22 protein-coding genes are annotated in these 23,535 nt (G+C 37.1%); 14 read left to right on the top strand and 8 right to left on the bottom strand.

Annotation, left to right across the window (positions count from 1 at the left end):
* Nucleotides 1-14 precede the first annotated feature (14 nt).
* The 6 genes from ACM46_RS01875 to ACM46_RS01900 all read left to right on the top strand — a co-directional run bounded on the left by ACM46_RS01875 (nt 15) and on the right by ACM46_RS01900 (nt 7,077).
* Nucleotides 15-656, top strand: a complete 642-nt coding sequence (locus ACM46_RS01875; RefSeq protein ID WP_048504916.1) for a hypothetical protein — start codon at nt 15-17, stop codon at nt 654-656.
* Between the two features lie 11 nt (nt 657-667).
* Nucleotides 668-1,528, top strand: coding sequence for a carboxylating nicotinate-nucleotide diphosphorylase (gene nadC / locus ACM46_RS01880; protein WP_048504917.1), 861 nt, complete (start codon nt 668-670; stop codon nt 1,526-1,528).
* A 209-nt stretch (nt 1,529-1,737) separates the two neighbouring features.
* Nucleotides 1,738-4,434, top strand: a complete 2,697-nt coding sequence (locus tag ACM46_RS01885) for a TonB-dependent receptor (RefSeq protein WP_048504918.1) — start codon at nt 1,738-1,740, stop codon at nt 4,432-4,434.
* Between the two features lie 89 nt (nt 4,435-4,523).
* Nucleotides 4,524-4,955 (top strand): hypothetical protein, encoded by a 432-nt coding sequence (locus ACM46_RS01890; protein ID WP_048504919.1) that lies wholly within the window; start codon nt 4,524-4,526, stop codon nt 4,953-4,955.
* A 74-nt stretch (nt 4,956-5,029) separates the two neighbouring features.
* Nucleotides 5,030-6,022 carry an aspartate-semialdehyde dehydrogenase gene (locus tag ACM46_RS01895; protein ID WP_048504920.1) on the top strand — a complete coding sequence of 331 codons (993 nt, stop codon included), beginning with the start codon at nt 5,030-5,032 and terminating at the stop codon, nt 6,020-6,022.
* Nucleotides 6,023-6,075: 53 nt separating this feature from the next.
* Entirely contained in the window at nt 6,076-7,077 is a 1,002-nt protein-coding gene (locus tag ACM46_RS01900; RefSeq protein ID WP_048504921.1) for a cation diffusion facilitator family transporter, read from the top strand.
* A gap of 187 nt (nt 7,078-7,264) precedes the next feature.
* On the opposite strand, the gene ACM46_RS01905 is transcribed toward ACM46_RS01900, so the two are convergent.
* Both ACM46_RS01905 and xrtF read right to left on the bottom strand, forming a co-directional pair.
* The gene (locus tag ACM46_RS01905) at nt 7,265-7,705 is read right to left on the bottom strand and encodes an exosortase F system-associated membrane protein (RefSeq protein WP_048504922.1); all 441 of its coding nucleotides are present in this window, start codon (nt 7,703-7,705) and stop codon (nt 7,265-7,267) included.
* Nucleotides 7,692-8,222: an exosortase family protein XrtF gene (gene xrtF, locus ACM46_RS01910; RefSeq protein WP_048504923.1), complete on the bottom strand. Its 531-nt coding sequence runs from the start codon at nt 8,220-8,222 to the stop codon at nt 7,692-7,694. Before xrtF ends, ACM46_RS01905 begins: the two co-directional genes overlap by 14 nt.
* A 289-nt stretch (nt 8,223-8,511) precedes the next feature.
* Between xrtF and ACM46_RS01915 the strand changes: the two genes are divergently transcribed.
* The 5 genes from ACM46_RS01915 (at nt 8,512) to ACM46_RS01935 (ending at nt 12,152) form a co-directional block, all read left to right on the top strand.
* The gene (locus tag ACM46_RS01915; RefSeq protein WP_048504924.1) at nt 8,512-9,531 is read left to right on the top strand and encodes an aminoglycoside phosphotransferase family protein; all 1,020 of its coding nucleotides are present in this window, start codon (nt 8,512-8,514) and stop codon (nt 9,529-9,531) included.
* Between the two features lie 134 nt (nt 9,532-9,665).
* Complete coding sequence (locus tag ACM46_RS01920) at nt 9,666-10,082, top strand: RapZ C-terminal domain-containing protein (RefSeq protein WP_083997313.1); 417 nt, start codon at nt 9,666-9,668, stop codon at nt 10,080-10,082.
* A gap of 66 nt (nt 10,083-10,148) precedes the next feature.
* On the top strand, nt 10,149-10,862 hold the full coding sequence (locus ACM46_RS01925; protein ID WP_048504926.1) for a nucleotidyltransferase family protein: 714 nt from the start codon (nt 10,149-10,151) through the stop codon (nt 10,860-10,862).
* A gap of 8 nt (nt 10,863-10,870) precedes the next feature.
* The gene (locus ACM46_RS01930) at nt 10,871-11,623 is read left to right on the top strand and encodes an LOG family protein (protein ID WP_117614416.1); all 753 of its coding nucleotides are present in this window, start codon (nt 10,871-10,873) and stop codon (nt 11,621-11,623) included.
* 58 nt (nt 11,624-11,681) lie between these two features.
* The gene (locus tag ACM46_RS01935; RefSeq protein ID WP_241485952.1) at nt 11,682-12,152 is read left to right on the top strand and encodes a DUF6702 family protein; all 471 of its coding nucleotides are present in this window, start codon (nt 11,682-11,684) and stop codon (nt 12,150-12,152) included.
* 352 nt (nt 12,153-12,504) lie between these two features.
* Here ACM46_RS01935 and ACM46_RS01940 read toward each other — a convergent pair whose 3' ends face one another.
* From ACM46_RS01940 to ACM46_RS23850, 4 genes are all read right to left on the bottom strand, one after another.
* A complete protein-coding gene (locus ACM46_RS01940; RefSeq protein WP_048504928.1) occupies nt 12,505-12,873 on the bottom strand; it encodes a hypothetical protein in 369 nt (122 codons plus the stop codon).
* Between the two features lie 174 nt (nt 12,874-13,047).
* The gene (locus ACM46_RS01945; protein WP_048504929.1) at nt 13,048-14,445 is read right to left on the bottom strand and encodes a M949_1556 family lipoprotein; all 1,398 of its coding nucleotides are present in this window, start codon (nt 14,443-14,445) and stop codon (nt 13,048-13,050) included.
* Between the two features lie 20 nt (nt 14,446-14,465).
* On the bottom strand, nt 14,466-16,379 hold the full coding sequence (locus ACM46_RS01950; protein WP_420911824.1) for a TonB-dependent receptor: 1,914 nt from the start codon (nt 16,377-16,379) through the stop codon (nt 14,466-14,468).
* A 10-nt stretch (nt 16,380-16,389) separates the two neighbouring features.
* Nucleotides 16,390-17,337 (bottom strand): carboxypeptidase-like regulatory domain-containing protein, encoded by a 948-nt coding sequence (locus ACM46_RS23850; protein WP_420911825.1) that lies wholly within the window; start codon nt 17,335-17,337, stop codon nt 16,390-16,392.
* A gap of 246 nt (nt 17,338-17,583) precedes the next feature.
* Here ACM46_RS23850 and ACM46_RS01955 point away from each other — a divergent pair, with 246 nt between their 5' ends.
* On the top strand, nt 17,584-18,771 hold the full coding sequence (locus tag ACM46_RS01955; RefSeq protein ID WP_048504930.1) for an endonuclease/exonuclease/phosphatase family protein: 1,188 nt from the start codon (nt 17,584-17,586) through the stop codon (nt 18,769-18,771).
* Between the two features lie 55 nt (nt 18,772-18,826).
* On the top strand, nt 18,827-19,246 hold the full coding sequence (locus ACM46_RS01960) for a DUF6146 family protein (RefSeq protein ID WP_048504931.1): 420 nt from the start codon (nt 18,827-18,829) through the stop codon (nt 19,244-19,246).
* A gap of 178 nt (nt 19,247-19,424) precedes the next feature.
* On the opposite strand, the gene ACM46_RS01965 is transcribed toward ACM46_RS01960, so the two are convergent.
* Both ACM46_RS01965 and rho read right to left on the bottom strand, forming a co-directional pair.
* Entirely contained in the window at nt 19,425-20,021 is a 597-nt protein-coding gene (locus ACM46_RS01965) for a superoxide dismutase (RefSeq protein ID WP_048504932.1), read from the bottom strand.
* A gap of 357 nt (nt 20,022-20,378) precedes the next feature.
* Nucleotides 20,379-22,232: a transcription termination factor Rho gene (gene rho, locus ACM46_RS01970; protein ID WP_048504933.1), complete on the bottom strand. Its 1,854-nt coding sequence runs from the start codon at nt 22,230-22,232 to the stop codon at nt 20,379-20,381.
* 145 nt (nt 22,233-22,377) lie between these two features.
* On the opposite strand from rho, the gene ACM46_RS01975 reads away from it, so the two are divergent.
* Complete coding sequence (locus tag ACM46_RS01975) at nt 22,378-22,767, top strand: DUF4293 family protein (protein WP_048504934.1); 390 nt, start codon at nt 22,378-22,380, stop codon at nt 22,765-22,767.
* Nucleotides 22,768-23,535 lie beyond the last annotated feature (768 nt).

Consider the following 23,535-nt stretch of genomic DNA (forward strand, 5'->3'; position numbering starts at 1 on the left):
ATTAAAGCAAGTCAATGGAAATATTCAGACTGAAAATTCTTACAATTATTAAACTTTTATATTTTCTAAGAGGTTTAATTATACTCGTAATTTTAGGTATTTTCTGCACTCTTTTTTATGTCGTTAAATTTAACGATTCAAGTGATCTTCTATTCTGGATACTAGGAGTTGTTGCTGTATTATTCGGAAGAAATTTCTTCAATTACCTGAAGAGAGTCATTATTTCAAAGGCAAAGCATCCTCTTCCTTTAAACTTGTTATACAATATCCTGGAATTGGGAAAGCCATATTATTTCGGAAAAGATCAATTTGATCCGGATGAAATTATTGATGACAATCAGCTTCCATTAACATTTTATTATATCAATAATCATCAACATCCTATTCTGCAATTTAATAAAGACAAAGTTCTTTTTCACCATCAGGAATATTACTGGAAAAACCTCAACTGGAAATATTTTTTTTATTCCGAAAATCCATATTCATCTAGACCCCGAGGTAAATATTTAATAGAATTTTCAGCAACCAATCAAAACAATATTCGAATAAAAAATAAAATCGAGTTTGAAAAAATGAAAGCTAAAGAAAATGAAGTAATTTTGCTTTTTATAATCCACGATTTGTTATTCGGAACAAAAGCATCTTACTATTATTAAAATTAAAAATAATGAAAAGACCAAGCTACGCTACAGATAAAGTATTAAAAACGTTTATAAAAAATGCCCTGGAAGAAGACATTCAGGATGGAGATCACTCTACCCTTTCTACTATTCCGGCTGATCTGAAACAAAGTGCTAAACTTCTGGTAAAACAGAACTGCATTTTAGCAGGTGTTGAACTGGCAGAAATTATTTTTAAAACTTTTGATAAAGATTTAAAAGTTGAGATATTTATTAAAGACGGAGAAGCTGCCAAAGTAGGAGATATCGCTTTAACTGTTACGGGAAGCGCCCGGTCTATTCTTTCCACAGAAAGGCTTATTCTGAACTGCATGCAAAGAATGAGCGGAATAGCTACCCTCACCCACGACTGGGATTCCAGATTGGTAGGAACCAAAACCAAGCTTTTAGACACCCGAAAAACCACTCCTAATTTCAGAGTATGTGAAAAATGGGCAGTTGCCATAGGTGGCGGAACCAATCACAGATACGGTCTTTATGACATGATTATGCTTAAAGATAATCACATCGATTATAACGGAAGCATTACCAATGCGGTAAAAATGGCGAAAGATTATGTTAAAAATTCCAAGAAAAAGTTAAAAATTGAGGTTGAAACAAGAAATCTGGACGAAGTAAAGGAAGCCATCAAAGCCAAAGTAGACAGAATCATGCTTGATAATATGGATGTACCTACGATGAAACAGGCCGTAGAAATGATTAACGGTTCCTGTGAGTCTGAAGCCTCAGGCGGAATTACCCGCGATATGTTAAAAGATATAGCCTCAATAGGGGTCACTTATATCTCTGCGGGAGCCCTTACCCACTCTGCTGAAAATATCGATTTGAGTCTCAAAGCAGTGAAATAGCGTTGTATTTTTAATAAAAACAGCCCCTATTTGTTAAAAACTCAATAATATGATTTTCTTCATGTAAAAAACCAATTTTTATTCATCGTACTGATTTTCAACACATTAATTCTTATTAAGATTGAGTAAAAATTAACATACAGTTAATATTAGTTAAATTTTATTTCGCGAATTTTGCAGAAAATTAAATCTAACTATTACTAACGATTATGAAATTAATCAACAAATCGATGCTATCTGCAGTGATTACGTTATCTACAGCCAGCGTCTATTATGCTCAACAGGTTCAGGATACAGTGAAAGCTAAATCCAACGACATTGAACAAGTTGTACTAACTGGGGTTGCTGATATCGCAAAAGATAGAAAAACACCGGTAGCAGTTTCGACAATCAAAGAAGCACAAATCGTACAAAGATTGGGGAATCAGGAATTCCCTGAGATTTTATCTACAACTCCTTCCATCTATGCTACAAAAGGTGGCGGTGGTTTTGGAGACGGACGTATGAACGTAAGAGGCTTTGATACTTCTAATACCGCAGTAATGATTAATGGGGTTCCCATTAATGACATGGAAGGTGGTACAGTATATTGGTCTAACTGGGCTGGGCTTTCTGATGTAACTTCTGCAATGCAGATACAGAGAGGTCTAGGAGCTTCAAAATTAGCAATTGCTTCTGTTGGAGGTACAGTTAACATTGTTACAAGAGCAGCAGATAAAAAGAGAGAAGGTAATGTAACTGTGGGACTTGGTAATGATGGTTATCTTAAAACTCTATTTTCTTATAATACAGGAAAATCTGCAAAAGGATGGTCTACTTCATTTTTGATGAGCAGAACAGCCGGAGCTATGTATATTGACGGTTCAGATTTTGAAGCGTACAACTATTATTTTGCTCTTGGATGGCAGCCAAACAAAAAGCATGATTTCCAATTTACCTTCACAGGAGCTCCACAATGGCATAATCAAACATTTAATAACACCATCGCAACTGATTTAGATATGGGCGATGGAAGATTAGACGGTGTTTTGTCTGATAAACCAAACAGAAAATACAACTCTAACTGGGGATATTTGAACGGAAGACAATATTCACAAAGTGTAAATTTCTATAGCAAGCCTGTTGCATCCATCAACTGGGACTGGAACATTTCTGAAAAATCAAAATTATCCACGGTAGGATATGCATCTTGGGGTAGAGGTGGTGGAACTGGAATTTTAGGTTCTATCAATGGAAAAGGTATCAATGCATTGCCAAAATCAGCAGACGGTTTAATTCGTTTTGATGATATTTATGCATGGAACACAGGACAAACAGTAGCCGATTTCGGAGCAAATAATAAAACTCCTTTTGTTGGCACAAGTTCCAATGGTATTACCAGAAGAGCTAGTGTAAATTCACACGACTGGTATGGAATCCTATCTAATTTCCAACATAAAGTGAACGAAAACTGGAACTTCTCAGTAGGTCTAGATGCAAGATACTACTACGGTTATCACCCAGGTCTTGTTACTGATTTCTTAGGAAACAAAGAATATCGTGAAGCAGGAAACTTCAACCAATCTCCTTACTATACCGTTACACAATCATATGATGCAGCACCTTCAGCAAACCCGTTTGCAACTGCTGTAAAAGACAAATCACAGATTGTATATAGAAATTACGACGGTAAAGTTCTTTGGGGAGGAGTTTTTGGACAAGTAGAATATACAAACGATAAAATTTCAGCATTCATTCAAGGTTCTGCATCTGAGCAGAGCAACCAAAGAATCGATAAGTGGGTTTGGGATGGAACATCTGCCGTTCCTACTGGTGTATCTACTACACAGCAAGGACAAGCGGTAAGCCAAACAACAGATCAAAAATTCAGATTTGGATATAATGCAAAAGCAGGTGTGAATTATAACATCGATGAGCACCACAATGTTTTCGTAAATATGGGTATTTATTCTAAACAACCAAATCAGAATGCTATTTTCCCATATAATTTACCAACAAAAACATTTGGTTCTTTGTATCAACAAATCGAGAACAAAGATATAAGAAACGAAAAAGTATCTTCTGCTGAGATCGGTTATGGATTCAAAAGTGGAAAATTCAGAGCAAATCTGAATGGATATTATACGGATTGGAAAGATAGATTTGTTCGTGTTACTGGTATTACTTATACTAATGCTGATAATACTATCGGTACAAACGGTACTGCAAGTTTGACAGGTGTAAGAGAAGTGCATATGGGTGCTGAATTAGAAACATTCTACAAACCTTTGGACTGGTTAGAGTTTAACGGAATGCTTTCTATAGGAAACTGGAAATACAAAAACAATCCAACAGGAAGAATAACTGACGTAAACGGTGATCCAATTTCCACAAACGGGAAAGACGAAGTTACTCTAGCTTTGGATGGACTGAAAGTTGGGGACGCTGCACAAACAACAGCTGCATTAGGAGCTACAGTTAGACCTATTAAAAACCTTGATATTTTCGGTACATGGAGATATTATGATAATTTATACGGAACATTTAGCATCAATAATAGCTATATTATTAAAGATGATGGAAGCATTCCTGCTGCCAGAGCAGAAAAAGGATCTTTAAAAGCACCATCTTATAATCTTACTGATGTTGGAGCTTCTTATACATTTAATTTGAAAAATGGTAGCAGACTAATCGTTACAGCGAATATCTATAACTTATTTGATACCACTTACATTTCAGATTTGAGATCATCAGTTAAGAAAACATTCTCAGACTTTAAAGATATTGCAGGTGGGCAAACAGCTCAACAACAGCTGGATGCTTATAATGCCAATCCAAAAAATTTCTACAAAGGTTTAGATGTTAGCAACAACGTTTATTTCGGTTTCGGAAGAACTTGGGCAGCTTCACTTTCATATAGATTCTAATACAATATTAGATTTTATAAATATCTATCCCGGCTTTTCGCCGGGATTTTTGCTATATTTGTGTTTAGAAAAAACAGAAAAAATTGAATATGGATTTTTACAAAATTTTGCTTAGTGCACACAAAGGATTCGGGTATCTTGAGCTTCTTTTGGCCTCATTATTTATTATTGCCCTTTTAGCTACTATGTTTGGCTTCAGTGGTAAAGTGAACAAATTTTTAAAGAAGACAACCCTCTTTACGATGATTTTCTTCCATGTTCAGTTTTTAATCGGAATCATTATGCTCGTGATCAATTTCACTAAAGGATTGGATATGGGATCGGTCATGAAAAATGCTGACCTGAGATTCCAATATGTGGAACACCCGTTCTCTATGCTGATTGCAGCTGTATTGATGACGATCATCAATAAGAAAGTAAAATCTAATGACACAATTTCTCTGGGAATCGTGATCATGGGACTTATTGCTGTAGGTTTATTCGCATTCGCATTCCCCTGGACAAAAGTCTTTGGGGCTTAAAAATAAAGGACTGAGTTATCAACAATGAGTGGATAACCCGGTCAAAGTTTAACCTTAAATTTTTAATTAAATCAATGAAAGTAGCTGTAGTAGGTTCAACAGGAATGGTTGGACAAGTTATGCTGAAAGTTTTGGAGGAGAGAAACTTCCCTGTAACAGAATTAATTCCGGTAGCATCCGAAAGATCTATAGGAAAGAAGGTGAAGTATAAACAGGAAGAATTTACGATTGTAAGCATGAAAGACGCTATAGCTGCCAAACCGGATATCGCCATTTTTTCTGCCGGAGGAGGTACTTCCCTGGAATTTGCTCCCCTTTTTGCAGAAGCCGGCACCACGGTAATTGACAATTCTTCTGCATGGAGAATGGATCCTACCAAAAAACTGGTAGTTCCTGAAATTAATGCCGATGTATTGACCAAAGAAGACAAGATCATTGCCAATCCGAACTGCTCTACCATTCAGCTGGTAATGGTTTTGGGGCCATTGAATAAAAAATATGACCTGAAAAGAGTGATCGTTTCTACGTATCAGTCTGTAACAGGAACAGGAAAAGCTGCTGTAGACCAATTAAACGGTGAAATAAGCGGAAATGAAAATGTTGATAAAGTATATCCTTATCAAATCTTCAAAAACGCCCTTCCTCATTGTGATGTCTTCAGTGATGATGATTACACGAAAGAAGAGATTAAACTGATGAAAGAGCCTAAGAAAATTTTAGGTGACGATACGTTCAACCTTACGGCAACAGCAGTAAGAGTACCGGTTCAGGGTGGACACTCAGAAAGTGTAAATATTGAATTTGAAAATGAATTCGACCTTGATGAAGTAAGAAAAATCTTATCTGAAACACCGGGAGTAATCGTAATGGACAACGTAAAAAACAACGAATATCCAATGCCGCTATATTCCGAAGGGAAAGACGAAGTGTTCGTCGGAAGGATAAGACGCGATCTCTCGCAGCCCAAAACGCTCAACCTCTGGATCGTAGCAGACAATCTGCGAAAAGGAGCCGCAACAAACGCTGTACAGATTGCAGAATATTTAGCAGCCAATAACTTAGTTTAAACTAACAAAATAAAAAAGAGTCTCAGAATTGAGATTCTTTTTTTTATCAAACTATGGAAAATAGAAAGACCATTACCAGCAAAGACAAAATAGGTTTCCAAAAGCTTATTGCCGTTTTCGGAGTTATCTTATTCGTAGGAAAACTCATTGCCTGGAAGCTTACCAATTCCGATGCTGTATTTTCCGATGCCATGGAAAGCGTCGTGAATGTCATCAGTGCATTTATGGGATTGTATTCCCTGCATCTTGCAGCAAAGCCAAAAGATGACGACCACCCTTACGGACACGGAAAAGTAGAATTTGTCACCTCCGGTATTGAAGGAGCATTAATCGCCATCGCAGGCATCATGATCATCTACGAAGGCATCAACAGCCTTATTGTAGGAAAAACCCTGTCCAAAATAGATCTGGGAATATGGATCATCGCTGCCACTGCTGTAGTCAACTATCTTCTGGGATACATTTCCATTAAAAAAGGACAGGCAGAAAACTCACTCGTACTTGTTTCATCAGGGAAGCATCTTCAGTCCGATACCATAACAACACTCGGCGTGGTATTGAGTTTAGTGGTTGTATATTTCACAAAAATCTATTGGCTGGATTCTGTTGTAGCCCTTGTTTTTGGTCTTTATATAATTTTTGTAGGCTATAAAATTGTCAGAAAATCGTTAAGTGGAATCATGGATGAGCAGGATCCGGATCTCCTTAACCAGATCATTAAAGTGCTGGAAGAAAACAGAAGAATAGAATGGATAGATGTCCATAATATGAAAATTCAGCAGTTCGGGGCCAATCTCCATATTGATGCGCATATTACGCTACCCTGGTACTACAGCCTTCGAGAAGCTCACAATGAAATGGAGAAAATGATTATTCTTTTGGCCAAAAATACCAAGAGAAGTGTAGAATTTAATTTCCATATGGACGACTGCAAAACAGTGTCATGTTCTGTCTGCCAGATTAAAGACTGCCCTGTCCGTGAAAAAGATTTTGTGAAGCGTGTAGAATGGACCCCGGAAAATGTAACGAGTGTAGATAAACATACTGTAGATTAGGTTTGAGAGTTGGAGTGTTTTTGAGTTTCGGAGTTGAATTGCTGAGCTACCACGAAACCCGTATCCCGAAACTTTCATAACGTAGATGAAGTTGGAGTGTCTGAGTGTTTTTGAGTTCCGGAGTTGAATGGCTCGGCGACCACGAAACCCGCATCCCGCATCCCGAAACCTTATCAGAAACTAAAATTTACTTCTCCTTACCTATTTCCAACTGCTTCCTGTAATAAAACATCGGCACAATCAGAAGCAGTATTAGCGGCTGGATCACAAATCTTCTCATGTAAAAGGAAAAAAGGTAGCCCACCTCAAACTTATCATAGATGCAGTACAGATAGATCGGAAACGTAATCACAAAAATAATGGCGATCAATAATGCTCCCTGAGCCGTCCATTGCCTGTTTTTAAAGAGACATTGAATAATCAGGCATGAAAATAGAAGGTTCAGAATAAACCGGAAAAGATGCCCTGCAATAAGTTTTCCCCATTCAAATTGTGGAAAAGCAATATTCTTATTAGCCTCGTGAAAATAACCAAGAAAAGGATCATAGAAAATGCTGTCTTCAAGCACACGTACCCCTATAAGACCGCAGATTCCTGCTATGACCAGAAGCCAGTTAAGAATTTTCATTTTTCAGTGCAAACAGTTTAATCCATATTAGCCAAAGAACAACCACGGTTCCATAGATCACAGCCGGAAAAATAAAATCGTGAAACATTTTTCCATACTCTACATAATCTCTCATGACAATATTCAATCCAACAATTCTGAAAAGATTCATAATATACAGCAACAAAAGACCTGCAAAAGCAAAGGCAAATGTTTTGGCTCCTTTATAAAATGCAAATACAAAAGCTACAAAAAGAATCATTACAGAAACAGCATTGCAGCCTTCCACCATTCTTGTTACATATACTTTCTTTACATAAAACCAGACCTGTTCATTTTTCACATCGTCATACTGTAATGTGGCATATCCAATCCCTTTCTGGATAGAGGCAACCTGATCAGCAATCAGTCTGGAAAAAGGATCCAGACCACATGCCTTACTGTCATTCAGATAAAACTGGTACGCAAAAAGAAGCACCAGATAGATGACAATGAACCTCAGCAAAATCTTTAAAACTGGTTTAAAATCCTTTAGCATAATACAAAGATAGAAATTAGACGGAAATGTAAGCTATGAAATGTTTTATTTAGATGCTTAACACCAGATTTCAGACACCAGATATCAGACGTCATACTTCCCCAAACCCGAAACCTCGCAACCCGTATCCCGTATCCCGTATCCCGTATCCCGAAAAAATACTATTTTAGACATCAGATTTCAGATATCAGATGCCAGACTCCCCGAAACTAGCAACCCGTAACTCGTAACTCGTATCCGGAACCCCGAATCCCAAGACTCAAAAAATTAGTATATTTGTTTCCATATGATGACTTCCGAAAACGCAAAACGATTTTTTGAAAATTATCTGGGCGAAACTTCTTCCAAGTTTGTTACGCTGGCTCAAAGCGGTTCTGCAAGGGTCAATTTTCTGGCAGAAACCAATTCCGGGAAATACATTATCACCAGCAATGAAAACATTCCGGAAAACGAAAGCTTCCTTTATTACTCCAATATCTTTTCTGAACTGGATCTCAATACACCCCGTATTTTTGCAGTTTCAGACGACAGAAAGGTTTATGTACAGGAATTTCTTGGAAGCCAGACTCTTTCTGAGATCATTGCCCGGGAAGGTCTTTCCTCCCATGTAAAAGCTTTGGTACAACAAACTTTAGAAAAGCTTTTCAAGCTTCAGATCAGTACTCAGGGGAAAATAGATTTTACAAAAACATTCGAATACGAAAACTATGATGAACTTCCTGTGACCCATGATTTGTATTATTTTAAAAATTTCGTAGCCGATGTTCTGGAAATCGGATACCACAAATCTTCTCTTCTGAAAGAATTTAAACAGATTGTTTCTCTTATAGAAAAGCTTGAACCGAAAGGAATCATGATTCGCGATTTTCAGGCCCGGAATATTATAGTTGATGATGAAAGTAAAGTTTCGTTCATCGATTATCAGTCGGCCATGAAAGGACCTTTGATGTACGATGTAATCTCTTTTCTTTTCCAGGCCAAAGCTGAATTTCCGGAAGATTTTAAAAATAAAATGCTCAACTACTACATCGAACAATTTGATAATGAAAATATTAAATCTCAACTAAAAGATTCGGTAAAACCAATTCAAATGATGAGATTCCTTCAGGTGCTTGGTGCTTACGGCTTCAGAGGGCTGATCCAAAGAAAGCAGCATTTTATGGCAAGCCTGGAAAAGGGAATTCAGAATATTAGCCAATTTGCAGCGTCCTGGGAACAGATGAAAGATTATCCTGAACTAAAAAAAGTAATAGAAAAACTTTCTTCGGAAGAATCGAAATTAAAAATTAATGAGATTTTGAATAACTAACTTTCAACTTCTGTTTTTGGGAGTTACAGTATATTCGGATCCTATTAGAAATGTCAGCCTGAACGAAGTTGAAGGCTAAATATCAATAAAAAACTTAAAAAGCCTTAATGGTTTAATAAAAAATAAAAAGAAGAATGCTACACATCGACATACACAGTTTTTCGTATAAGAAAGGAGGAATTCCAAAGGATCATTCCGGAAACGGCGGAGGTTTTACCTTCGACTGCAGAGGAATTTTAAATCCCGGAAGAATTGAAGAATATAAAATCCAGACGGGAAATGACATCGGGGTTCAGGAATATCTTGAAACCAAAACAGAGATGCCTAAGTTTCTGGAACTTGTAAAATCTATTGTATCCATCAATATCGACAACTATCTGGAAAGAGGATTTGAAAACCTGCAGATCAGTTTCGGATGTACAGGAGGACAACACAGATCTGTATATTCTGCCATCAAAATTGCCGAATTTATCAGAGAAAAATATCCTGAAGGAACAGAAATAACCCTTCATCATGACGAGCAGCCGCAACTGAACGTGAGTAATCCGTAATGAGTAATAAGTAATAATTTTACCAGCTCATCAACTCTTGAAATCACTCATTACCCATAATAAAATATGAAAGCTTTAATTTTTGCTGCCGGAAAAGGCACAAGGCTCAAACCCTTTACAGATTATCATCCGAAAGCATTGGCTAAGGTAAATGGCATCCCGCTTTTGGAAAGAAATATCAATTATCTTAAAGGCTTTGGAATAAAAGATTTTGTGATCAACATTCATCATTTTGGAAATCAGATTGTTGAATTTTTAAATAAAAACAGTAATTTCGGATGCAACATTGAAATCTCAGATGAGACCAATGAACTGCTGGAAACCGGTGGCGGCTTGATTTTTGCTAGAAAATTCCTCGATCACGGGGAAGATTTTCTGATCATGAACGCTGATATTTTAACGAATATCAATATTGATGCTCTGGTTGAGTACCACAAAAATATAAAAGATTTTGCTACTTTAGCAGTTTCAGACAGAGACAGTTCGAGAAAGCTTCTTTTTAATGACGATATGGTTTTAAGAGGCTGGCTGAATGTACAGTCAGGAGAACAGAGGCTGGCAGAGTTCAATAAAGGCTTCAAAGCTCTTGCTTTCAGCGGCGTTCACTGTATCAACCCTGTCATCTTTGAAAAAATAAAGAGAACCGGCAAGTTTTCTGTTATGGAGGAATATCTGGACCTGATGCAGACGGAACATATCCACGGATTTGTACATGACAGCATTCTGGTAGATGTGGGAAGACCCGAATCTGTAATAGAAGCCGAAAAACATTTTAAATAATTTTTGCAATGGAAATGGATGGAACCAAAGATGAAAGTTTAACAAACCCGGCCTTAGATATCAACGAAACAAAGCTTCACAACAGTCTCAGACAGAAGACCTGGGACGAAACCATTACCAAAGACAGCTGGATGGTTTTCAAAGTAATGGCCGAATTTGTAGACGGCTATGAAAAGCTGGCAAAAATAGGTCCGTGTGTGTCAATATTCGGTTCTGCAAGGCTGAAGCCTGAAAGTAAATATTACGAAATGGCTGTAGAAATTGCAGAAAAGATCACCAAGCTTGGCTTCGGAATTATCACCGGAGGCGGCCCTGGAATCATGGAGGCAGGAAACAAAGGGGCATTCAATGCTCAGGGAAGATCTATCGGGTTAAATATCGATCTGCCGTTCGAACAACATTTTAATCCGTATATTAACAAATCCTATTCTATGAACTTCGATTACTTTTTTGTAAGAAAAGTAATGTTTGTAAAATATTCTCAGGGCTTTGTAGTAATGCCGGGAGGTTTTGGTACCCTGGATGAACTTACAGAAGCTATGACACTGATTCAGACCAATAAAATCGGTAAATTCCCGATAGTTTTGGTAGGAAGCGAATTTTGGAGCGGATTATTGGACTGGTTCAAAGCAACACTGTTAAAAGAAGGGATGATCGCAGAAGATGATCTTGACTTATACAGGGTGGTAGACACCGCTGATGAGGCTGTAGCCCACATCAAGGCGTTTTACGATAAATATTCTGTGAATGTAAATTTTTAATTGGCATATTATTTGTGACTTATAACTAGCAAGTATGATTGTAAATCTATTAATTAAGATGAAAAAACTTTTATATATATCAGGAATTTTAACATTTTTTGTGTTAATGAGTTTTATGTATGTAGACTTTTTCTCTTCAATGACGAAAGTTGATTATATAGATGGAAGTAAAACATTGAAGTTTACCACAAAAATGAATACCAACCATATTTCTGATGCTATTAAAATCAATCCGAATACAGCAGGATTTGAAGCAGAGGTTAAAAAATATGTGAATAATAATTTTGATGTGTACATCAATGGTTCTCCGAAAACTATAACATTCACCGGAAGTCAGGTAAGCGGAGAAACGGTATGGGTATATTTTGAAACCGGCGGTGTGTCGGACATCAGTACCATGAAGGTAAAAAATACGATTCTTTTAAGCGCTTTTCCTAAACAGTTCAACATTGTGAGTGTTTCTTACAAAGGAAACCAGAAAGTAATGAATTTCCAGCGAGGAAAAGAAGTGAATGAAGTTTCTTTTTAAAACGGAATAATTTTTAAAATATAACCACTGCTTATGCGGTGGTTTTTTTGTGTTCTTGCCACTTTTGTTTTACCAAAATAATGAATTAATCTCAAAGCTTGGGGAGCAGAATAAATACAATCTGTTTAAAATTGACCTTAATTTCTTTAATCTCAATAAACTTTAGTTTATTTCTTAATTTAAACATTAAGGATGTAAGCAGTATGCTTATTGCTATGAATGAAGAAATCAATAAATTGATTTTTTTTAAGTTCTTTAAGCACCCTATCTTTTAAGATCTTAATGTCTAAATGTTTAAATGTTTAAAAAAGATTGCCCTCCAAGTTTTGAAACTGATCCAAAATAATAGCGATTAAGGTCCTTTCCTAAGAGTAGTATCTATGTCATTACATTTCTCCCATTCATGCGTTATTATGGTATCTTTCTTGTGAATATTAAACGTTAATTCGCCTCTCTTTTTTACCACCGTATCTCCAAACTCTATTTCATCGGCATATAAGTTCCACCACCGGTTGTGTGTTTTGCAAACTTTAGGCTCCTGCGTTATAGGATCATGTCCTTTAATCTCAAACCAGACTGAATTAGCAGGTTCCAGATCTACAATAATGTTACACTCTTCTTTGGAAAGTATCTGGCTGTACTTCAAACAATCATTTTTTTCGCAGGAGAAAAGTATGATAAGTACAAACAGACAGGTCAAGGTTTTGGTTATTTCGTTCATACAGGATGAGTTTAACTTTTATATATTCTAATATACTCATTCTAAAAAAGACAAGGATAAATAAAAAATATCAGGATTCAAATAACTTCAAATATCCTGATCATTATAAAATTCATAACTAAACAAAAAAGGCCGTCTCCTAAAAGACGGCCTGTATTTAAAATATCAGATTGATTATTGAACCTGAATATTATCTAACTGAATAGTAGTAGTAACACCTGTAGATGCTCCCGTATATTCAAACAGGATAAATCCGTTACCCGTTACTGAAGCAGGTAAAGTATAAGTTCCCGCAGGAGCCAATGTCCCGTAACCGGTAGCAGGGGCTTGAGGAATAGTAAACTCAGAGGTAATATCTGTTTTAGTAGCCGTTGTAATATCTCCCAGCGGAGTATAATTCGTGGTGTAATATACTTTTAAAGCATTACCATTCCAGAATCCAACGTTAACGTCAAATTTCACGGTATTAGCTGCTGTAAAGTCAACCGGTACGGCAAAATATGTTAAATAGTTTCCAGAACCTGAATTCGCACCCAATTGGATGTATTTATTGTTGCTGAACGTTTTTAACTGCCAGTATCTGTTTCCTAACACCGCATCGTTTACATATTTAGGATATACTTCAAGGTTAGCCGGCGTCAGAGAATAACTTTCGAAGTTTTCAAGGAAAGATCCTGAATACGTAATATCAGTACCTCCTTTAGGCGGCGTTGAATCTACTCTTGTTCCATCGAATTTGATATCGGATAAACTTCTGATCAGCATCTGCCATGTTGTATTGTATCTGCTTACTACGAAGGTAACTGTTCCGCTTCCTTTTGGTAAAAGCTCTCCTCCACTCTTAAAGAATCCTGAGTTTCTGATTACGGCTGTTCCTCCTAATTTATCTTCAATATTTCTGTCTGTATCCAAACCTTGGTTTCCTGCATCATAATCAAGATATTTTTTCTGAACCGGGAAAATTTCGCCGATGCTGAATTGTACGTCGGATACAGTAACCAAAGTATTGATTAAATTAGCCTGTTTTGCATCATTCAATGAATTAAGTTTTGTAGGAACAAGCGTCTGGATATCCAGGCCGTTTCCGTTACAAACTCCGGAAACATATCTTCCAACAAGAGCCTGAGGAATTCTACCAATGGCAAAATTCGGATCTTCAGAACCAAGCTTAATAGCACCTCTGTCAAGACCTAAACGAAGACCTTTTGCATTAATTCTGATGTGTGCTCCTACCGGAAAATCAGCAAAGTTGCTCGCTTTATCTACTTCGATCTGTAGACCAACTGTAGGGTTAGCTGTTTTATCCTGGAAAGAGATTGTTTTGTAGAAATTCCCCTGAGCATCAGAAGAAACGATATATCCGTCAAAGATCTGATCTGTAGTGATCAATTTATATCCGGTAGCAGGAGCCTGAGCGGCAAAATCAGCCATTGACATCGTAGGCGCCGCGAATTTATTAGAACACGCGATTGGTGGGTTTTCCCAATCATCATTCTTTACACAAGAAGACAATGCCGACAGTACACCTACTGCCACGAATGCCGTTTTGAAAAAGTTAGTGAAATTATTCATTGTTATTTCTTTATTTTTTATTAGAATCTGAATTGTAAATTAACAAAGTAAGAACGTCCCTGAGTATACCAATATTTAGGTCCGAAAGAAGGTGTAGAGCTGTAATAGTCTGCCGCAAAATCTTTAGCTTTCGTTTCTCTTGTCTGTTCAAAACCTCCCGTTATGAATCTTTTGTTGTTTAAGATATTATTCACAGAAGCCGTTAATAATATATAATACTTTCCAATCATGAACGATTTTCCTGCGTTGGCATTTAAGAAAAATGCAGAAGGAAGCTGTACCGGTTTCAACATATCACGTACATCACCTTCGGTAAGACCCAGGTAAGGTGTACTTGAATATGGGTTCTGAATAAAGTTATTCGTTCTTAAAGCCGGAGCCGGATCCAGATAATTATTATCAAAATAATTCCAGTTTGCTCCTACCCACCAATATTTCGGATTGTTGTATCTGAAACCTAATGAGAAGGCTCTCTGAGGAGTACCACCCTGTTTGTAATCTTTCAGATATGCTTTCCCGAAAGAAGTCACGCTGCTTCCAGAAGCATCAGAAACCAGGTATACCTCAGGATTGTTTCTGTAGGTATACTGTCCTAAGCTGGCAAGACCCTGTAAAGATAAAGTAGGAAGAACTTTAAGGTCAACCCCTAGTTCAACTCCCATATTTCTTTTCTCTACATTGGACATTACCTGAGTAACGAATGCACTCTGTACCTGAGAAACAGATCCGTCCGGATTGGTACTGCTCAGCTGAATTCCGTCCGCAAAGAATCTCTGTACGTTTGTTTCATTCTGTGTATCTACAATAAATCCTGATGCTCTTAATTTAAGGAAAGGAGTATTCACTACATAACTTAAATCATTCGCTGTATATACGGTACTTCTGATGTTAGGATTAACAAGTGCATTAATTCTAGGATTGATAAATAAATCTTCCAGGAATGGTGCCTGATTGTAAACTGCCCCGTTGTAGACTAAGAAGTTACGTCCGTTGATACGGTAAACGATCTGCCCTTTCAGACCAAAGTTCCAGAAATTGTAATCTTTACTTTTTCCGTAAGAGTTTTCATATAAATAATGCTTGAAAAGACCTTCTCTGTTTGAAGTAGAATATCCTGCCATAGCAGAAACAAATACATCAAAATTACCTGTAGAGAATTTCAGACCCGGATTTACTTTAGCCTCCTGTCTTCTCAGGATATAGTTGTAAGTCATACGGTCTCCTTCTCTTAACTGAACGTTAGGATCAAGAGTATTGTATAGTCCGGAAGAACCTGGTTTAGCAGATTCTTTGAACGGGTCTACACCAATTGCATAATCGCCTCCTAAAAGATCCTTCATTTCACGATAAAGCTCAGACTTGTAATTCTGATAAGAAACGTTCATAATGAACTTCGTTCTATCGTTGAAATTGTAAGTATAGTGTGTACCTGCGTTGAAGATCTTATCATCACTTACATCATCTACCAGATATATTTTAGAACGTTTTCCGGTTAATCCGTATAAACGTCCCATTTCCGCCTGGTCTACAACATCGTTCTTTTGGTTGTTGGCATAAATCTGATCCCAATTGATCTGTGTCACATTAGGGTCTCCATTTTGCCATGCTGCCTGGCTTGTATTATAAGCATCAATAAGCGTTGCATACTGTGACGGATCAGTTATCCCTGTCCCGTTGGTTGTATTGTAAATAATACTGTTAAGAGAATAACTTGGTAAGTTTCTGTAATAAGTCGGAGACGGGTTGGTAACTCCATTCCAGTCTAAACGCGAACCTTTATCTTTTCCGAACTGGTAAGATGCAGTAGTCCAAAGGCTGGAGTTTTTATTGATCTTCCAGAAGTCCTGGATCTGGAAAAGCGGCTGGAATCCTCTTCGAACTCTTTCACTTCTCTTTTCTCCATCCTGCCATCCCCAGTAAGAGTTGTAATGCACTCCTCTATAGTCATAAACCTCCTGAGTATTCGGGCTGGCCGTAGATCTTCTGTATGGCGCACCAATCGCGTTGAGTATGGCTGTCGCTGAATTTTTTCTCTATCCCAATGTAAGCTCCGTAAGCATCATAGAAAGTTCCTTCCTGGATTCCTTCTTCAGCCCATCTTCTGGCTCCCATTACGGTAAACGCCCATCCTTTCTTGCTCATTCCTGAGGTATAACGCAAAGATGTTCTGTTTCTGTAGTTTCTGTTAGTTAAGGATTGTGTAAACTGGAATCCTTTTCTATACTCACTTGCTTTGGTGTTTTTGTAAACCACAGAGCTGTTTCCACCAAAAGCATATTCAGACGGAGAGTGGTTGGCTGCTATTTCGGGATATCTTGTAATCTCGTTTAGCCCACCCCAGTTGCTGAAGTCTACATTACCATTATCAGATTTCACCATAGAAACACCGTTCAGCATAGATTCGCCTGTTCTTCCGTCGATACCTCTTGGGCGGAACCAGTAAAATCCTAAATCAAACGCAGCAATTCTGCTGAAAACATCCATTGAAGACTGAAGTAAACCTACTGTGGAAGCCTGTCCGCTGCTGTTACTGTCGTCGTCATCTGTGTCTATAATCGCCAAACCTTGATCTGCGCTAGTAAGATTAGAATACAGGGTAATAATTCCCAGATCCTTTCTTTTCTCATCGGCTACGTCAAACTCCATTATTTTGGTTTCGAAGTTTGGTTTCGTAATCATAATTTGATAATGGCCCGGCTGCAGGTCTACAAACTGGAAATATCCAATTTTATCAGCCGTTACATCATTTTCACTCCCTTTAAGATCTACTTCCGCCTTTTCAATAGGCTTGCCTTCTGCATCTTTAAGATACGCAAACACAGTAGTCTGCGCAAAATAAAAGGAAGCAGGCAGTAAAGTAAATAAAGAGACTAATGATAGTTTTTTAATCATGAGTATATTATTTTTTTTAATACTTTTCTTCTTAATTTTCAACGTTTTAAAAGTTGGGGGCACAAATTTAGTCAAAATTTAGAATTATCAACTTTTTTAACATTATTTTTTCTTAACATTGCACCCTTTTATGATTCATTATATAAGAGAAGTATTTGATATTGTTTTAAATTTACAAATATTTAAAATGGGTTGAATTAAAAAAAGGTAAATTTGTCGTTTAATTAATTTTAATACTCTAGAAGGATGAAGAGATTTATGAGTTTTATAGCTGTTGTTTTTTCAATAATGGCTTTTGCACAACAGGGGAAGCTGAGAAAGGTGGCTGCTGTTGGTTTTTTGAATGTAGAAAACCTTTGGGATACCATTCGTTCTGCAGACTATATTGATGGTACGAAAGACATCCACAATCCTGCTTTTCACAGAAGCATCCCTATTGATTCCATCCAGTTTTTAGAAGCCGAAAAACATGACGGACCCTGGAGCGACACTGCTTTGAAAGGTAAAAAGGCTGTAAGATACCAAAGCGGTTCTGAAGAATTCACGCCTAAAAGCGGTAAAAACTATAATACCAAAATATACAAAGCAAAGCTGGCCAACGAAGCAAAGGTAATCTCTGAGCTTGGTGCACAATATACCAAAACAGCTCCTGCCGTGGTAGGACTTATCGAGGTAGAAAACAGACAGGTGATTGAAGATCTTGTAAAGCAGCCTGCCCTTGCCAAATATTACTATGGAATTGTACACTACAATTCTTACGATTACAGAGGTATTGATGTAGCTTTGATCTATCAGAAAAGAAGATTCACCGTAACCAACTCTTTAAAAAAGGAACTAAAGGTATACGGAGATGACGGAAAAAGAGAATATACCAGAGATATTTTGGTGGTAACCGGTTTCCTGGACAACGAAAAAGTAGCCTTCTTCATGAATCACTGGCCTTCAAGAAGAGGAGGTGAAGCCGTTTCATTGCCTAAAAGAAATGCAGCTGCCGCTTTACTGAAACAGCAAATGGACAGCATCAGAACAGCAGATCCTTCTACAAAACTTTTTGCGATGGGTGACTTTAACGACGATCCTGTAAGCTCAAGTTTGAAAAATCATTTAAAAGCTGTTGCAAGCCCTAAAGATTTAAGTGAAACTACGCCTTACCTGAATTTAATGTATCCTTTATATAAGAAAGGTATTGCTTCACTGGCTTATCAGGATGCTCCTAACCTATTCGACCAGATTATTGTTTCTAAAAATTTAATCTCTGATCAGGTGACTAAAGAATATTCTGTATACAAAGCAGAAATCTTTGCTCCGCCTTATTTGGTGAATAAAGAAGGAAACTACAAGGGCTATCCATTCAGATCCTGGAACGGAGATCAGTTTACAGGAGGATACAGTGACCACTTCCCGGCATTTGTCATTCTTCAGAAAGAACCATAAAAAAACAACTTAGGCACTCATTTTGAGTGCTTATTTTTTATATAATCCTTTTATTATGAAAAATATCATCACCATACTTCTCTTCCTGTTTATTCCTTTCAGCTGCTTTTCCCAGGACAGCCCAAAGAAAGACGAAGAGAAGTCTGAAATGAAGCCTTCTAAAAATGACGACGGCGAGTGGGATCTCACTGTAATCGATACTCAGTTCGATTACTTTTTAAATGCAGTAGCAAGACCGATAAGTCAGTATTCGGAATCTTATCTGAAAACTAAAAATACATTTCTGGTTGCTGAATGGAATTCTTACTACAATTCAGGAAAATACCGGAATATTATAGAGTCCGGCATAGACTACGATCCGAGAGAGCAGTACGGAATTAAATTTGAGTACAAGCTGTATCAGGTCTTTGCCTACGTAAAATGGAAATACGGACTGAAAATGAACGGGCTTACGGGAAGTGATGCGACCAGATAGATATTTTGCTGTTTGAAGAAACTACCCTTGTCAAGGTTTTGAGCCTTAACAAGGCTACTAAACTCTCAGTCTGGTTTCGTAAAATATTAATTTCCTTTACCCGGACTCAGGTTCATTTAAAACAATAAAAAAGGTTCAGAATGTCTTCTGAACCTTTTATTTTTATAATAGCTGAAAATTATTTGTTGAATAATTCCTCTACTTTATCCCAGTTTACTACGCTGAAGAAAGCTGAAACATAATCAGGTCTTCTGTTTTGGTAGTTCAGATAATAAGCATGCTCCCAAACGTCTAATCCTAGAACCGGAGTTCCTTTTACGTCTGCAACAGGCATTAATGGGTTATCCTGGTTTGGAGTGGAAGAAACGGAAACAGATCCGTCTGCATTTTTCACCAACCAAGCCCATCCTGAACCGAATCTTGTTTTAGCAGCCTCAGAAAAATCATTTTTAAATTTTTCAAGACCTCCGTAAGCTTCGATAGCAGCTTTTACGTTTCCTACAGGCTCATTGCTTCCGCCCGGAGTTAAAATTTCCCAGAATAAAGAGTGGTTGAAGTGTCCTCCTCCGTTATTTCTTACCGCTGGTTTGTCAGTTCCTGTCTGGCAGATTTCTTCAATAGTCTTACCTGCTAGTTCAGTTCCTTCGATTGCTTTATTTAAATTGTCAATATACGCCTGGTGATGTTTTGTGTGGTGGATTTCCATTGTTCTTGCATCGATAGTAGGCTCCAATGCATCGTATGCATATCCTAATTTAGGTAATTCAAATGACATAATTTTTATTTTTAATGTTATATCCAAATTTAGCCAATATTTAAGCTATAATCAAAAACTGGGGATTACTTTAATAAATCTTTAACATTGATATATTGATTTAGAATGAATTAATTTTTATAAGAGGGAAGCCCGAAGTTGGAAGATGGATGTTGTCTCAGTCCAAAATTAGATCTCAAAGTCTTTCTTTAAATTGATGAAAGAACGATAACTGAACAAAAAATTTACAATCTTCCCTCTTTAAACTCTCCCACACTCCTACTCTCAAAGCCTACTACGCTCCTACTCTCCAGCCTCAATAAAAAAGCACGGAAATCCGCTGATCTCCGTGCTTTTTTTAACAACAATTAAATTAATCTATTTATTCATAGACATCAGGAATTCTTCATTATTTAAAGTTCCTCTGATGTTCTTATTTACAAATTCCATTGCTTCTACAGGATTCATTTCAGAAAGGTATTTTCTGAAGATCCACATTCTCTGAGAAGTCACTTCATCTAAAAGAAGATCATCTCTACGGGTACTTGAAGCTACAAGATCAATTGCCGGATATATTCTTCTGTTGGCAATTTTTCTGTCTAACTGCAGTTCCATGTTACCGGTTCCTTTGAATTCTTCGAAGATTACTTCGTCCATTTTAGAACCTGTATCAATAAGTGCTGTAGCAATAATCGTTAATGAACCACCCCCTTCAATTTTTCTGGCCGCCCCGAAAAATCGTTTAGGCTTGTGAAGTGCATTGGCATCTACCCCACCGGAAAGTACTTTTCCTGACGCAGGAGTCACCGTGTTGTAAGCTCTTGCCAATCTCGTGATAGAGTCAAGCAGGATCACTACATCATGACCGCATTCTACCATTCTCTGGGCTTTTGCCAAAACAAGGTTTGCTACTTTTACGTGCTTATCTGCTGCTTCATCAAATGTAGAGGCAATAACTTCTGCATTCACACTTCTTTCCATATCGGTAACTTCCTCAGGACGTTCGTCGATCAGAAGGACCATCATATATACTTCAGGATGATTGGCTGCAATAGAGTTCGCAATATCTTTAAGCAACATTGTTTTACCCGTTTTAGGCTGGGCTACAATCATTGCTCTTTGTCCTTTTCCGATAGGAGCAAAAAGATCTACAATTCTGGTTGAAAGAGTGGATCCGTTTCCTGTAAGGTTGAATTTCTCTTCAGGGAAAAGCGGCGTTAAATATTCAAATGCTACACGGTCTTTGATGAACGCTAAGTCACGTCCGTTGACTTCGGTAGGTTTCAGCAAAGAAAAATATTTTTCACCTTCTTTCGGAAGTCTTACAATTCCTTTAACGGTATCTCCGGTTTTAAGGCCGAAATTTCTTATCTGTGCCGTAGAAACATACACGTCATCAGGAGAAGAAATATAACTGAAATCTGATGAACGAAGGAATCCGTAGTTATCCGGAAGGATTTCCAGAACACCTTCAATACTTACCATTCCATCAAAACTGAATTCTTTTCTGTGTTCAGAATGATGCTCCTCATTTCTTTCAGCGTGTTGTCTTTGCTGATTTTGATTTGGATTCTGATGTTGATTAGGATTTTGGTTTTGACCCTGGTTTTGGTTTTGATGCTGATTAGGGTTCTTATGCTGGTTTCCGCTGTTTTGCGGGTTGTTGTGACCTTTTTGTTGAGATCTGGCCTGAGGTTGGGAAGCAGCAGGCTTTTCTTCTGAAGGAGCAGATTCCTGAGATTCTGCATTTTTAGGAGCTTCCGCTCTTTCCTGTGGAGTTTCTGTATTGCCTGTGTTGGCCGTTACTCTTTTTCTTTTTTTCTTAGTCTGTGCTGAATTGTTTTCTTCAGGAGCCGGAGCTGTTTCTGCTTTGGGTTCTGCCTGTTTTGTTTCTTCAGCGACTGGTACTTTTTCTTCTACTTTTTCTTCAACCTGAGGTTTCGCTTCTGTTACAGCTGCTTGTGTTTTTGGTTTGGCAGGTTGCCTTTTAGGTGCCGCTTTTTTCACAGGGGCTTTGACAGGTTTTTCTGCCGGTTTTTCTTCAGTATCCATACTGGTTTCTGTGGCGTTGAAATAATCTTTTGCAACTTTAGGGTTAGAAGCCTGAAAGTCAAGAACGGCAAAGATCTTATCATTATCATTGCTGTTTCTAGCAACTTTAACGCCTAAATCTTTTAAGATTTTAGTCAGTTCCGTTACGGATTTTGACCTTAACGTTTCTATGTTAAACATACTTAATGTAAAAATGTAATTAATTGTGAGTAAGAAAAGTAAGTCCGGTGACTTTTGTTTTCAAGTACATATGTATAATGCAAATCTACACTAATTTTTGAATTGTGCAAAATTTATGTTATTTTTGCCAGGTATTTAATAATCAATGTTACAGAGAATACAGACTATATGGACTCTTTTGGCAGTTTTGGCTGCAGTTTTCCTTTTCATCACAGGTCAGGATGTTGACGTTTTCGGCAATATTCCGGTGATTGATATAGGATGTATAGCCCTTGTTTTGGCAGGTGCATTGAGTATTTTTAGTTTTAAAAACAGAAAAAGACAAATTGTGCTGAATACGTTCAGCATCATTATAAACGTTTTGTTGATTGGCGTATTGGCGTACTGGTTACTAAACTTATCCGGAGGAATTCAGATTCCTGAGAAGGGTATTGAGCCGATTTTCCCATTAATTGCGGTGATCTGTCTGCTTATTGCAAACGTAATGATCCGCAGAGATGAGAGGCTCGTGAAATCTGTAGACCGACTACGATAGCCTTACAACGATTTTTTGAGTGAGAACAGTTCCGAAAGGAGCTGTTTTTTTTATTTGGTAAAGCTGTTTAAACTTTTTATTAAATCACAAAAGCCACAAAAATTTTTTGATTGTTTTAGTTTAAAGATGAAAATATATGATGTTATTAAAGTTCATATAAGTATTTTAAAAATCTGCGTAATCTGTTTGACCTGCGAGATAATTTTTAAACATTAAGATCAATGAAGATGGTAAGTAAAGTTAAGATAAAATCCAATGGATTTTTTTAAGCTACAAGGAAATACTTAAAGCAAAGCTTACCTTAATTATTCTTCAATGCTTAAAAAGCTTAATGGTTTATTATTTAACCACAAAAGTTTTATTTTAAACACTTTAAAAGTGATTTTTAAGTTTAAATACTTTGCGCATAGAAGTTCAAATAAGCCTTTAAAAATCTTTGATTTTTATTCTTTTGAGAACTTTTATCATATCTAACAGCTGTGCAAATAGCTTTTGTCTCTTTTGTGGTTAAACTTAAAATGTTTTTAAAGACACCATAAAATTTGATTTCAAATAATTTTAAACCCTACGGTCACAAAATATTTTTCAATTCAACCTGAAAGAAATGTTCGCAAGGGCGTTTCACTCAGCAAAAACAACAATCAGCCACTGCTTAACAGAGTGCCTTTTGCGAACGGAAAATAATAGAATGAGCAGAGCTTTGCGGATATCGCGTTAAAAATAATATAAACGGGAAGGATATTTATAAACAATCTTATCCCGGACTCA

The organism is Chryseobacterium angstadtii, from assembly GCF_001045465.1.
GTDB lineage: Bacteria > Bacteroidota > Bacteroidia > Flavobacteriales > Weeksellaceae > Chryseobacterium > Chryseobacterium angstadtii.